General features: G+C 52.0%; 13 protein-coding genes and 1 tRNA gene. 9 read left to right on the top strand and 5 right to left on the bottom strand.

Annotated elements, in window-relative coordinates:
* Positions 1-191: 191 nt before the first annotated feature.
* Complete coding sequence (locus G453_RS0113600) at positions 192-428, bottom strand: hypothetical protein (RefSeq protein WP_043645871.1); 237 nt, start codon at positions 426-428, stop codon at positions 192-194.
* 2,060 nt (positions 429-2,488) lie between these two features.
* Between G453_RS0113600 and G453_RS0113595 the strand changes: the two genes are divergently transcribed.
* On the top strand, positions 2,489-2,659 hold the full coding sequence (locus G453_RS0113595; protein WP_156920935.1) for a hypothetical protein: 171 nt from the start codon (positions 2,489-2,491) through the stop codon (positions 2,657-2,659).
* A 14-nt stretch (positions 2,660-2,673) separates the two neighbouring features.
* Here the strand turns inward: G453_RS0113595 and G453_RS0113590 are convergent.
* A tRNA-Met gene (locus tag G453_RS0113590) sits at positions 2,674-2,758 on the bottom strand.
* Positions 2,759-2,958: 200 nt separating this feature from the next.
* Here G453_RS0113590 and G453_RS0113585 point away from each other — a divergent pair.
* The 8 genes from G453_RS0113585 to G453_RS24065 all read left to right on the top strand — a co-directional run bounded on the left by G453_RS0113585 (position 2,959) and on the right by G453_RS24065 (position 9,143).
* A complete protein-coding gene (locus tag G453_RS0113585; RefSeq protein WP_043645826.1) occupies positions 2,959-4,158 on the top strand; it encodes a tyrosine-type recombinase/integrase in 1,200 nt (399 codons plus the stop codon).
* Between the two features lie 6 nt (positions 4,159-4,164).
* The gene (locus G453_RS0113580; RefSeq protein ID WP_027191500.1) at positions 4,165-4,515 is read left to right on the top strand and encodes a type II toxin-antitoxin system RelE/ParE family toxin; all 351 of its coding nucleotides are present in this window, start codon (positions 4,165-4,167) and stop codon (positions 4,513-4,515) included.
* Positions 4,499-4,744: a helix-turn-helix domain-containing transcriptional regulator gene (locus tag G453_RS24070; protein WP_043645825.1), complete on the top strand. Its 246-nt coding sequence runs from the start codon at positions 4,499-4,501 to the stop codon at positions 4,742-4,744. Before G453_RS0113580 ends, G453_RS24070 begins: the two co-directional genes overlap by 17 nt.
* Before the next feature lie 246 nt (positions 4,745-4,990).
* Complete coding sequence (locus tag G453_RS0113570) at positions 4,991-5,617, top strand: hypothetical protein (protein ID WP_156920934.1); 627 nt, start codon at positions 4,991-4,993, stop codon at positions 5,615-5,617.
* Positions 5,618-5,666: 49 nt separating this feature from the next.
* Entirely contained in the window at positions 5,667-5,936 is a 270-nt protein-coding gene (locus tag G453_RS0113565; RefSeq protein WP_328285404.1) for a helix-turn-helix transcriptional regulator, read from the top strand.
* Complete coding sequence (locus G453_RS0113560) at positions 5,929-7,425, top strand: YfjI family protein (protein ID WP_027191497.1); 1,497 nt, start codon at positions 5,929-5,931, stop codon at positions 7,423-7,425. Before G453_RS0113565 ends, G453_RS0113560 begins: the two co-directional genes overlap by 8 nt.
* Before the next feature lie 333 nt (positions 7,426-7,758).
* Positions 7,759-8,133, top strand: coding sequence for a plasmid mobilization protein (locus tag G453_RS0113555; protein WP_027191496.1), 375 nt, complete (start codon positions 7,759-7,761; stop codon positions 8,131-8,133).
* On the top strand, positions 8,130-9,143 hold the full coding sequence (locus tag G453_RS24065; RefSeq protein ID WP_051272415.1) for a relaxase/mobilization nuclease domain-containing protein: 1,014 nt from the start codon (positions 8,130-8,132) through the stop codon (positions 9,141-9,143). Before G453_RS0113555 ends, G453_RS24065 begins: the two co-directional genes overlap by 4 nt.
* 248 nt (positions 9,144-9,391) lie before the next feature.
* Here the strand turns inward: G453_RS24065 and G453_RS28065 are convergent, their stop codons facing one another.
* Genes G453_RS28065 through G453_RS28055 form a run of 3 tightly spaced genes read right to left on the bottom strand, consistent with a single transcriptional unit; the run spans position 9,392 to position 13,031 of the window.
* Positions 9,392-11,203 (bottom strand): hypothetical protein, encoded by a 1,812-nt coding sequence (locus tag G453_RS28065; RefSeq protein ID WP_156920933.1) that lies wholly within the window; start codon positions 11,201-11,203, stop codon positions 9,392-9,394.
* A complete protein-coding gene (locus G453_RS28060; protein ID WP_156920932.1) occupies positions 11,160-11,915 on the bottom strand; it encodes a class I SAM-dependent methyltransferase in 756 nt (251 codons plus the stop codon). Before G453_RS28060 ends, G453_RS28065 begins: the two co-directional genes overlap by 44 nt.
* A 3-nt stretch (positions 11,916-11,918) precedes the next feature.
* Positions 11,919-13,031, bottom strand: a complete 1,113-nt coding sequence (locus G453_RS28055; RefSeq protein ID WP_156920931.1) for a thymidylate synthase family protein — start codon at positions 13,029-13,031, stop codon at positions 11,919-11,921.
* Positions 13,032-13,393 lie beyond the last annotated feature (362 nt).

Here is a 13,393-nt window from a genome sequence, read left to right as displayed (position 1 = left end):
CTGAGATGATCACAGGCGGGACTTGCTACAAAAATGTACCCTGTCCGGACGTTTTTGAAACATCCGTTTCTGAACAGCACCGGCATTCTCCGCAGGAACGCCCGTGGGCCGTGGGTTTGCCACGGCAGCGCATAGCACGCGTTCATATCATGCACAGGGAACGCAACAGCCGTGCCAGAGGGATGCGGCGGCTACTTGGAAGCCTCCTGCATGATCTGCATCACCTTGGCCTTGCGCAGTTCGAGGATAAGAAGAAACACGTCCGCACCCTTCTGGCGTTGTTCCCACCACTCAGGCTCGGCAAGCGCGAGTATCGAGTCGGCCACGGCCTCGCGTCTCTCCCGTGGGACCATGCGCAGGCGGGACAGGCACATTTCCCTGGCCTGGGCCACCTTGTCAGCATCGACGCTCAAATCTTTCGTGTGCATCTTCACGGCCGTCTCCTTTGGATGAGGCTCCAGGATGCACCCGGTACGCCGCAGATTCCTGGTTTCAAGGAGGGAGCGCGGACCTGCTACGGCAACAGAGATCCGGCTGTATGGAGTTGGGTCGGGAATGGGCGTTACGGACCTATCCGGACCGAACGGACTCGCGCCCTAGACGCGCACCAGGACGTGGCTGACCGATACTAGCGTTTATTACACCTTTCAAGTTCCTTGTTGCAGTTTCCAACGCACGTCATACGTTGATTGGCGTTGCGAATAGTATTGCAATCCCGTACGCAAGAGTCCCACTGCACATTACAGTTTCCACCCCGGTACTGGCTGCTTTCATTCCGATAGTCATCCCGGTTCCGCTCCTGTTCCTCGCGCTGCCCCTCCCGCCTGCCTTCCTCGCGGGCGCGCTCGCGTTCATACTGTTCCCTGGTCTGTCTATCCGTACCATATGGATATTGCTGGGAATACGCTGCACTGACATCAAGCCCTACAGCCAAGTACAAGGTTAAAAACAAAGCCGACACGACACCATAAATCCTGTGGGTAAACATGGAGCACCTCCCAGAATAAATTTCTGACCGTGTATTATGCATCATATTGATGTGAATAAGTCAACAAGTGCGAATACACATATGACGGCGCTTTCCAAGAGTCTCCAAGCATTCGGTGTACATAGCTCGGAAGGTTCACCTCACGTGCAAGTCGGCGGGGGTGGCCAAGTACTTTATGGCTGTAAGCAGGTAGGGGGCATGACGCTGGACTCGGCCACGGAGGAGGCACCACGTGTTGACCTGCCTGAGAGGGGCGGCCAGCAACCAACGATACCTGATGGCCGCAGCTGCTTTCATTGCGGCAAGTCATCAGGAGCGTCACGAGGGACAGGAACGCCCTAAGATATGGCGGCATACGGTGAAAGAGATCAAGTTTCGAGGGAAGTGCGGAAGTGCGGGAACACCTTGTGTTGACCATGGAAATGACCGCAGGGTTGTCAGCCCCACGAAATAGCGCCCTAATGGTCCATCCCTAGGGGCGTCGGCATTGGCCTAACGAGAACATGACCGGCGCCGCATGAATTTCATTGACTAGCTCGCAACGTAGCCAAAGGGAATCTCCCTGCAAATGTGCCGGGAAATGCAGAAACAGGAGCGGCAGCAATTCTTGACAGAGTGAAGCAGGCCCAACCAACGCCAGTAATGCAGCATCCCTTGGATTACCCCTGGGGTGCCTTGGCGTCTGGCCAGAGCGAGGCGAAGGGTGGCCTGCCCTGCTCCCGCGTATGCGCTTGCGTTGTCATGGAGAGTGGCTATGCGCCATTTTGGCGTGAACGGGATCGTCGTGGCGGGGCGGAGGTTGAGACCTCAAGCATGCTCGTCCATCGAGGGCAAGTTCCTAAAGGTGCTCGCCCATCCCCCTTTTCAAAAAACAGCCGGCACCCTGCTGCCAACACGATTACCCCCTTACCATCTGGCTTCCTGCAGCGCCCAGCAAACTCCTCTCCGCTTTGATACCAGACTGGCTCATACCGACAGCAAAAGCAATCTCTTGGATGCGACAAGTCATTATGAACGTTCATAATTTCTAGCCTCATTTGTTATATGTTGCCGTAAAACTCGCTGCGGAATAGTATTCTAATAATTTTTCCACGTCTGGCAAGAGGGCACACATGGATTATACTTGCCCTTTTATCCAGTGAGTACTGTTATCAATTTCAATTTATACATACATATAAGCTTGCGCTAAAATGTAGTTGCGTGGAATTGCCTAGCTGACTGATGGCTAAAACCACCAGGCTCTAGTTTGCTGTGGAAACGGAAATCCGGACCAGATGAATGCCCATAAAACAACAAGAAAAGACCAAGGACAGTTCGCGTGTTCTAAGCTCGTTCACACGAAAGCTACTTTCAGCCCTCCCGAGTCCAGGCCGAAAAGTCCAAAGCTGCCTGTCAGGCGGCTCGCAAGTGCCTGACAGGCTCATGCGAGAACATCGCAAATGCTGCCCGACCGGGCTTCGCCCGGATGGTTTGCCATGCAAGATGAGCTCGGTGGCCTCCATGGCCGACATGACGCCGTGTCCCGTGAGCATGTTGCGCATGGTGGCGGGCGAGCCCCCCCCGGACCGTGACCAGAAAGCCCGTGCCGCCCATGCCCGGCATTTTCAAAACAAGTGGAGGGTGGAAATGCGATTGGAAAAGAAAAAAGGGCCTAAGGTGTTTATTCCGTAAGCCCTTGATTTCTCTGGTTGCGGGGGTGGGATTTGAACCCACGATCTTCGGGTTATGAGCCCGGACACCTGCCATTGATACCCGATTTGATACCCAGCTAAACCGAGTTTAATGGACGCATTTTATCCTTTATTTTCAAGCTTGACAGACTATCCCACCTCGGGTCATTCACCCGAACACTGCTTAACGAAATTGAACCGGATTTGCCCTTTTGGGTACCAATAGGGTATCAAAAATCCGCGTGTTGAAGTGCCTTCCCAGGCGTCGGGGTATCACTTGGGTATCAACGGAGGTTGGAGATGGAGCGGAACCAGAAACAAAGAGCGGACGCCAAGCGTTGGCCGGGCGTCTACTATTATGAAAGCAAGGACAAACTCCGTGATGGCAAGCCTGATTTGTGCCTATGGATCACCTACAAGGTGGGAGACAAAAAACGCTGGGAGAAAGTGGGCTGGAAGTCCGAAGGCTACACGCCGCAAGTGGCGGCGGAAGTCCGGGCGGAACGGGTCAAAGCAGCTCGGCACGGCCAGGACGTAAAGACCGCCAAGGAGATTGCACGCGAACGCGACAAGCGCGACAAGACCATTGACGAAATCGCCCGAGCCTACTTTGCATCCAAGGGCGACAGCCTCAAAGGTGCCGTCACGGACCATAACCGCTACGAAAAGCACGTCCTGCCTGTGCTGGGGAATTTTCGCGCAAGCAAACTCTCTCCCTTGGATATGGTGCGCCTGCGCAAAGCAATGGAGGGCCGCGCCCCGGCCACCATCTGGAACGCCCTGGAACTGGTACGGCGCATCGTAAATTTCGGGGCCAGAGCCAAGCTCTGCCCTCCCCTGCCCTTTGTCATCGAGATGCCCAAGAAGGACAATGAGGTCGTCGAATATCTGGAGCCAGAGGAAGCAGCGAGGCTAAAGGAAGTGCTAGATTCTTGGCCGTCGCGGGACGCCGCCCGGATGCTGGAGCTCGCCATGTTTACCGGCATGAGGCGCGGCGAGGTGTTCAAACTGAAAGACCAGGACATTGATTTCCGGACCGCGCTCATTACCATTACGGCTCCCAAGGGTGGGAAGACGGTGAGTATTCCAATGAACTCCATCGCCCGCACCATCTTGGAGCAGCAACTCGCCTGGAAGGCGGAAGCGTTCCCACAGAGCCCGTACGTCTTTCCCGGCAAGGCGGGTGAACAACGGGTGGCTTGCGGAGCCGTATGCCGTATCAAGCAGACCGCTGGAATCCCGTCTCGCTTCCGCATTTTCCACGGTCTGCGCCATCACTTCGCCGTGACCCTGGCCAACTCGGGAGAATTCACTCTGGACATGATCGGTGAACTTCTTACACACAAGTCAACGGCCATGACCCGGCGCTATGGGCAGTTCCTCCCAGACGCCAAGAAGCGGGCCAGCGACAAGGCTGCGGAATTGCTGGCCAGCCATGCGGGGCTTGACGCCAAGGCGGGCACAGGCAAGAAAGTGCTCAAGATCGGTGTAGGGGAATAGATTATAATGCCGATAGCGACACCAAAGCGCACCCTGGAATATCAGACGCCAGACGGACAAACGCCTTTTCGGGATTGGCTCACCGGCCTCAAGGACAAGCGGGCCATGGCCAAAGTCTTATCTCGGCTGGCGACTGTCAGGGCCGGGAGCATGGGCGACTGCAAGTCCCTGGACGGAGGCCTGTACGAACTGCGTATTGACTTTGGTCCCGGCTATCGGGTCTATTTCGGGCAGGACGGCCAGACGCTCGTGATCCTGCTGTGCGGCGGCGACAAGTCCAGCCAGACCAAGGACATCAGCAAGGCCCGCGACCTCTGGGCGGCCTACAAGGGGGAAAAGTATGAGCCCTATTCGTGATTATGACGACACTCTGAAAGAGCTTCTGAGCGACCCGGAACAGGCGGCGCACTACTTGCGGGCCGCCATGGAGGACGGGGACCCCCACGCCCTGGCCTTGGCAATTCAGGATGTGCTTCACGCCGTCCGGCCCGAGTCCGTGGAGGACGCCGAGACGGAGGCCCTGTGCCGTGCTCTGGCCGGGCTGAAACGCGCCGGGGTGTCCGTGGATTTCCTAGCCGGACGGTAGACCGTGAGGAGAGTCAGCTGCCTCTGCGGCATAAGGAGTAGCAGCGAGTTGTTGCGACCTTAACGTTTGTATGGCCTTGTTGTTTTGATGTTTGGCGTCTGGATATCGCTGCGAAAGGTTTTTAAGTCGTATATGTACAATTTTATTTCCGACCTGTTGAATGCTCAGTCTTGCCACTATGTGAATATGATACGTATAAACTCTGTCATGCTTTTCCCAGGGGACAAAGAGAAGCAGACAGAGTACATGTATCTGACTGTTCCTGAATACACCTCTCAATCATATGCACTGATGGTTTCCAAAGGTCTTGATGAAAACACATCAAGCAGGTATTTGTCGACACTTCAGTCTGTAGCTATCAATAGGATCGGGAATATTCACGACTATTCGATGGCGATATCGAAGCCGCGCGGGGACTATTTCAGGCAACAGTTCAGTGAAATGCTTGTGAAAGGATTTAGCGCTGGCGCTGTCCTTGCTCTTTGCCTCTCTGAAAAAATCAGCAAGTCAAGAGCAATCAGGATGTATATAGAAAAGATTCAGAATGATTGCTGTAAGCGTGTCAGCGAATACATGGTCAACGGCGTCAATGTGAGGTTTACAGAGTCCAATATTGCTAACAATATTTGGCCAAGGTACAAGGATGTTGCTCATTATTGGGCTGCTTTTTTTCGAGGTAAAGTAATTGACGACCCTGCCCAAGCTTGTTTTGTTGATTTTAGTAAGTTCAACATTGCTGAGCGCAGTGTCTCTGGTTCTGGCCTTGGAGCCTTTCTTGCTCTTGCGGAGAAATACCGGGAGCACGGAGTTGCTTTCAAGCCCAAGAAGTCGGAGGTTCCCCTGCTTGATCCCGTGAGCGTAATCAGAATTTAAGCGCAAACAACCACTCTACCTTGCCGTAGAGTGCTAACGCGTCCTGCCTATGCTTTCCTTTGCCGAACTTAACCCGGCAAAGGAGAGCAGCATGCCCCACATCGTACCTAAGCGGACCTTAAACAACCGAGAAGCAGCCGCCTATCTCGGCCTCAGTCCTGGCACCCTCGAAGTCTGGCGATCCCTTGGGAAAGGACCCCGCTTTCGAAAGCACGGACGGAGGGTTATCTATGAAATTAAAGACTTAGACGATTATTCTGCGTCTAGGATCGTCGAGACCCGCGACACCGCTGAAATCCTGCGAGGCCCCCATGCCTGAGCAGATCACTTTCGGCAGCCCTGTGCTCTTCGAGGAGCAGTCCCCGGGAGCCATTCCCCATGATATCCTCCCTGGCGTAATCGGTGAATTTGCCTCTGCCGTTAGCGCTTCGATCCAGGTCCCCTTTGAGTTGCCGTTGCTCAATGCCCTAGGAGCGGTAGCGGCGACCAGCCAGCGAAAATACCGCGTGCTGATCCGAGAGGGGTATACGGAGACGCTCAACATCTATGGAGTAGCCATCCTGCCCCCTGGCGAGCGTAAAAGCGCTGCCAAGGACGCCTGCCGTGCACCGCTCCTGGAATGGGAACGCGAACAGCAGCGACAGACCGCTGAAATCCTGAAATACGCGCACGCCCAGCGCCAAGTGCAGGAAGAGTTGACCCGCGTGGCCATCGCCAAGGCCAAACGCTGCCAGGATTCCTCCGAACAGCGTGACTTGATCCGTCAGGTGGCGCAGCTCCGCGAAGAGATGGAATCGCTTCCGGTGGCTCCCCGGCTGCTGGCGGACGACGCCACTCCCGAAGGACTGGCCGCCTTGATGGCCCAGCAGGACCAGCGCATCGCCATGATCGAGGCCGAGGGCGGCTTTCTTGACATCCTTGCAGGGCGCTACAGCCACGGCGCTCCCAACCTGGATGCGGTGCTCAAGTCGTGGAGCGGGGAAGCCGTGCGGATCGACCGCCGTCACGCCGAACCCATCCTGATTGAAGAACCTACCTTGACACTTATCCTCAGCGCACAGCCCGACGTGCTGGCCGGGGCAGCCCAGACGCCTGCCTTTCGAGGTCGCGGCCTGCTTGGGCGCATGCTCTTCCTGCTGCCAAAGAGTCTTGTTGGAACGCGGGCGGTGGAAACCTTGCCCATCCCCTCGGACCTCAGCGATGCCTACGGCTCCACCTTGAGAAACCTGCTTCAACTTCCATGGAAGAGGGATGCTCAGGGGAACATCGTCCCTTACTTGCTGCCATTGAGCCACGAAGCGCGAGCCATCTGGTACGCTTTCGCCAACTCCATCGAAGCCGATCTGGCGGACGGGGGGCCGCTCAGCCGCATGCGCGACTGGGGCGGCAAACTCCCCGGACAGACTCTTCGTCTGGCCGGACTGTGCCATGTCACGCTTCACGATGTTCCCCAGCATCATCCCATCTCCGGGCAGACCCTTGAAAGTGCGGTGAAGCTCGCCAAGCATCTGATCGAGCACTCTCGGGCAGTGTTCAGTCTCATGGGCGCGGACGATAGCATCGAGTGCGCGAAAGTGATTTTGCAGTGGCTCCGGCAAGACCGGCTGGCGTCCTTCACGGGGCGCGGCGCTCTGGAAAAGGTCAAGGGACGATGGCCCAAAATGGCCCTGGTGAACATGGGCCTGACCATACTTGAGGAGCGCGGCTTCATTCTGCCTCGGGATCATGCGACTGGCGGACGCGGGCGACCGTCCCGGGTGTTCTTGGTCAATCCCTGCATCCACGCCGATCCTACTTCGGAGTCATGACATGAACCCTGACCTCACGCCGCGAAAAAAGACCTATAGCGCAATATTCGCAGTATTCGCGAAAATGCCTTCTGGGGGCGTTTGCGGGCTTTCTGCGAATATTGCGAATTTTGCTCTTAAGTGTGTTTTCACCGTTTCTTCCCTGGCGTCACGCTTGAAATCCATGACCGCCACGCCTCAGCCGGATGCGTCAACTTGTCGTGGCGCGGGGCAGCCGGTTTGTAGCAAGCCATGTTTTCGCTGCGCTCAAACGTCTTGCTCTGCGAGGCAAGGCCTTCCAGCCCGGGCTGGCGTGGCCCATGGCACGCCCCGGGCTCAAGGAGGAAGGCCGTGATGGAAGACAGACTCCAAGGAAGAATTCGACCAGGGGGACGCCCCAAGGGCGATCCTTCTGCCGTGCGCCGGATTACAATCGGTGTCCGCGTCAATGCCACCGAATGGGAAACACTCCAGCGCAAGGCCAGTCACATGGGCATGAGCCCAGCGCAATGGCTTCGCACTGCGGCGTTGAGTCGTCAGTTGCCACCTGCACCCGTACCCGAGGCCAATCGTGAAGCCTATGGCGAATTGACGCGCCTTGCCGTCAACATCAACCAAATCGCCCGGGCCGCCAACGAGGGGCGCGCCGTTGTTTCGTCCACTATCCTCCTTGGCGTCCGCAAGGAAATCATTCGCCTTCAGCGGGCTTTGCTGGGGGAAGAATTGTGATTGCCAAGCTGATCAAGGGGAAAGGCTTCCGTGGCGCGGTGGAATACGACCTGCAACCCGGCAAGAGCGTGTTGCTGGAAACCAACATGGCCGGGGAAACGCCACGCGCGCTTGCCTCCGAATTCGGAGCCGTGCGTGTCATGCGACCTAGGCTCGCCAAGGCGGTCTGCCACACGAGCCTGAGCATCCATCCTGATGAGCGCCTGACCGACGACCAATGGCGTGAGGCGGCTCACGCCTGGATGCAGGGCATGGGGTTCGTGAACAATCAATACATCATCAGCCATCACACCGACGCGAAGCATCCGCACATTCATATTCTGGTTAACCGGATCATGCTGGACGGCCAGGTAGTCAGCGACTCCCACGACTACAAACGCCAGGAGACCATCGTTCGCGGCCTGGAGCGTCAATTCGGCTTGCGTATGGTGCCACCAAGCCAGGAAGTGGGCCGTACAGCCCCCAAAAAGGGAGAACTTGAGCACTCCCTGAGGACGGGAGAGTCCTCGGCTCGGATGAAACTGCAAAACGCGGTGGACACAGCGCTTGGCCGTGGGTGTTCACTGGACGCCTTCCGCGACCGGCTGGCCTTGGTAGGGGTTGAAGTCCGCCTGAACACAGCCAGTACGGGTTTCGTCTCGGGAATCAGCTTCTCTCTTGATGGCGTCGCCTTCAAGGGGAGCAAGCTCGGCAAAAGCTATACTTGGAATTCACTTCAGCAAAGAGGTTTACGCCATGAGCAAGACAGAGGACGTTCGCAACAAGAGCTTGGGGATGGGGCTTGGCTCGGACGGGAGATGGGGAGGAGCCACCAGGACGCAGCAGATGCCGGATTCGGAAGAGGCGGCCATGCTCCAGGACAGGCTTGCTCTTTTGAACAAGCAGGAATTCCTTCGTGCCAAGAGTACGTCGGAGGTAATTTCCCTCTTGCAGACTTTGCAGCGGGACATAAAGAGCGCGAGCGAGAACGTGAGATCATCCGCAAACGAGGTCAGGACCTATCCCGTTGAAGTCGTCTCACAGCTTTCCACACGACTTGAAGTTTGCGTTGCCCGTTGCGAAGATGCAGCCAAGAAAGCTGCCGAATTATATGATAAGGCAAAGACCATGCATAGCGACTTCCATCGAAGTTATTTAATACAATTATTTACCGCATGCCTCGGTGTAGGGGTAATAATGCCATTATTGTTTATTCACGTTCCGAAGTTGTTTCGGTAGCAGTCCAAAGAGTCGCCGAAAGGCGACTCTGAGTGAAATGTTAAGGTGAAATAAACGAAACAGCATACTCTAAAACCTGCTTGGGACGCATTCCTCCTTGAGAATTATGTCTATGAGGCGCAACACATGATTTAACATGACATTTTGAAAATTTAACAACATTTTCAATCACATTTGCCATATTGGCACAACCAGTATCAGAATAGCTCCAAAGGCAATTCCAACCACGCGCAACAACACTCGATATTACATTAGCAAGAGCAAGTTCAGTATTATGCTTATTCCTTGTAAAAAACTCAGAATGGGCTCGTCCCCCAGTGCGTTTATCTGGAACACTAGCCTTTCCACTGACAGATGGATAATTATACGCCACCAAAGTTTCAAGAACATGATAATATCGGCTATACTCATCCCTTGTATAAGGAGCGTCAAGATAAACAGTCACCGGTTTTTCACTTAAAGTTTTTTCACACTCATCCAAAGCTATTTTCCACGGACCTGGCACAACTTCAACAGGATACGAAGCCAGTTCACTTTCTCGAGACAACGCCAAAAGACGAATACAAAATTCTTGAGTAATTGGATTAGATCTCTTGTCGATAAGTTTCGCAACTTTTGGGATGGTAAGATTCTCAATATTAGAAAAGGGCGGTTGAGCAAAATGTCCAGCATAAGTCGTAGCGAGAGAGCTAACAGTTGCAACAAGAGCCCCAAGAGCCCACAACCTCTCATTGTCGTCAGTCAATTGATCTATAGCAAATCGAAGACTATCAACTTCGATGCACTGCCTAACTCCTAAAAATATATTAGCATAATATGCCGTAAACAGACAATAAGGATATAAGCTGTGAACTTTTCTTCGACGTTGCACCTCAGCATAAGGAGACCAAGCAAGATTATTTCCAGTGCGAGGATACACAACGTAATCTTTATGAAATTCAACATATTGCCGTACAAGATCCAAATCAATATCACTATGAAAGAAATCGTCTTCTTTATCAACCATGGGACTCAGACTATTACATAAATCCCCCAAATGAGCACGTGCATGGGGAATTAACCTGTCAATTAAAGATGAAGCCTTGTTGCGATCAAAACCTCCACCTTGAACCTTTGACAAACAAGTGCAGAAGCTTTGAACATCAGAAGAAATGGTAGGCCAATACCTACTAAAACCGGCAGTAGCGGAACCAGATCCACACATGAGATCAACAACAACGCCATCATCAGGAGTAATATGCGACACAGCCTCCACAAGAAACCCGAGAACTGAACGCTTTGACCCCATATAGTATGCGGTGTTTGCAAATTGTGACGCTTCAACTGTCGATAAAACACTTGATCTTTCGAGATGCGACTCACATGAGTGCACGATAAAATGGGAACGTGTGAAAACTTTAGAAGGCAAGAAATATGATCTCCCCTCAATCACTGTACAAGTATCTTCATTAGTAGAATCCGAGACACTCGAAATAAGACCGTGAATTGATGAATAGAATGAAGAATTTTTAACAGAAGCGCACCTAGGAAAATAAACAGTTGTGTCACTCGAAAGTTTAAGTCGAATAAATGAATCTTTTTGCACGAGAAGTTCACCCGACAAAGCCTGACTATCATCAGCAGCAAGCTGCTCGAGAACATATTTTAACCTCATATAATCAGACACAAGAACAACATCATTTCCATTATCAACAAACACGGGGAGAATACAACTCTCAATGAGCACACGCGCCGCTTTAAAACAAGCATCAGGGCCGGGACAACCTGTGCAGTTCTTCATCAGATCATTTAAAGAAAGAAATACCATATTACTTCGACCCTTTCCTAAAAATAATATATGGACCATGATCATAAACGTTGCCGCTAAATGGCGCACTGACAACCACAGCCCCAAGCTGCTCAAAAAACAAAGAAATGCGCTTCACCCCATAACCCTTATGAAAATTAGCGACAAAAACACCATTTTCCCTCAATGACTGCCACAAAGCACGCAAATCAAACGTGCTATAAACAAGATGCATTGCATATGAAGAGAATATCGCATCAAAGTGCGAAAGATATGAAACATTAAATTCGGAAGGACTAAGAACACTCAACCCGTTCGCGCTGGCCAGACATCGCATATCTGCACATCTATCAACGCCTAACATTGTCCAAGAAGATGGCAAGGCAATGGAAGCCGAAACACCGCTACCGCACCCGTAGTCAAGAATAGTTGCATTTTCGGAAAGACCGCATGAACGTACAATAGAAAAAAGATTATTGATGTTTTCAATATTACGAAACTGGTCAACAGACTGATCATAATCAAATGATTTATTTGAAAAGAATGCATCGACAACCTGTTGGCACCTGTCGCAGTTGTCAGGAAAAACCAAAATATATTTATCCAGATAGCGGCGCACTTCAAACAATAAATTTGCAGACAACACCTGATGAACCAAGCCAAGTGAACCTGAGCACCAAATAACACCTTGCCCCATACAACGACAAGAAAAATTGTTATCACCTAACAACTGCATGACCCTATAGGTCAAGAACTCATCAGTAAAAATTTCAACCATAAACTACTTTGTCGCGCTATTAACAATCCACCTAGCTATGTTTTGCCCATATCCATCAACAAACATATGCAAACTGTGAGCAACATAAGACAAAGACCCCATCTTAACACCATTTTCAAGGGCTGGTCCACACATCGACTTGACCTTATCAGTTAGATACTCACCAAAACAAATTGAGCCATACAAGCTATATGGAAAGCCAACAAGTACCTCAACAGTTCGCCACGTAAAACTATAATGAAGTATGGCCCTATCATTTTCAAAGCGGGGAAGAATTCGAACAGAAACTAGTCCCAGCGGTGAAATGTCAGAACCCTCCTTAACGTCATGAGGAACAACCAAAATCGCACGCCTTGTTGCGAATCTATTACGTTCAGTAAGAATATTTTTGACATGCCTTAACACACATTCAAGTTGCTTATCTCTTTGCAAGGGTTTTCCAAAAAGACTTTCCTCATCCAGAAAAGTTTTTTGAAAATAATTATTCAACTGCTCAGTTTCATCATGCAGGAATTCAGGTATTCTGTCTTTTGTAGGATTTTCAAGGTAAACTTTAAAATCATCAAGTTCACGCAACTCCTGACCAGCCTGATCAGTTATAAGTGGGATACCAACAGATGTACGTGCGATCTCAAGAACCGTCGGATATGCTTCAGAGGCAGTATGCAAACGACAGCCATCCTCGCGCCTAAGGCTAAACTCCAAATCCTTGAGATTCCTATTTAAAAATATTTTTGATGACTCGTTATTTACAAATTGTTTATATTTTAAATCGCGAGCTAGCCTCAACCTGTTTGCAAGATCACTTGAAATGTCCGCTTCACCACTACAAAAAACAATATTTCCAGCAATTCTATCTGCAACGTTTCGAATACTACTGTGAGGCATCATAGTCTTATTAGACACACGGTCAATGTCAATAGACTTACTATCGAATTGCCTCAACTCTGATACTGTGTTCTTCCCATTCGCCTGGTCACCAATTAAATAAACAACACTAGCATTAGGATTGCTTTCTAGCGATGATATAAGTCTTGCAATTACTGCATGAGAAAAGTCCGGCAAACCTCCCCCACGAGTGGGCCTGTCATCCAGCACAATTACGTCTGAAAACATTGTGGACGGCAGGGAAAGTTCAAAATGCCCCACCTTTGTCGGCGACCGCCCCTATGGGTCCATTCGATGTTCACCCAATGGAGCCACCGGATGTTCACCTAATGGAGCCACCCAGTGCTCACGCAATGGGGCCATTTGATGATCAGGTAATGGAGCCAGTCTAGCCTGGCCGAACCGGGTTTCGGACCTTCGAGATGCCACGTATTTCCGCCGGATTCACGAGCGGGAGGTACGCGGGATGTCCAATCGGAGGTTCGAGATGTTTGAATATCGCCATGCTCTTGTCCGGATGCGCCTTGGCGAATCGGACAGGCAGATAGCCAAGACACACCTCATGGGCCGCAGAAAGCTGGCCCAGGTCC

The organism is Fundidesulfovibrio putealis DSM 16056 (assembly GCF_000429325.1).
In the GTDB taxonomy this organism is placed as follows: Bacteria; Desulfobacterota; Desulfovibrionia; order Desulfovibrionales; family Desulfovibrionaceae; genus Fundidesulfovibrio; species Fundidesulfovibrio putealis.
Note: the sequence above shows the minus strand (reverse complement) of the source record. Positions and strands in the feature narration are given on the sequence as shown.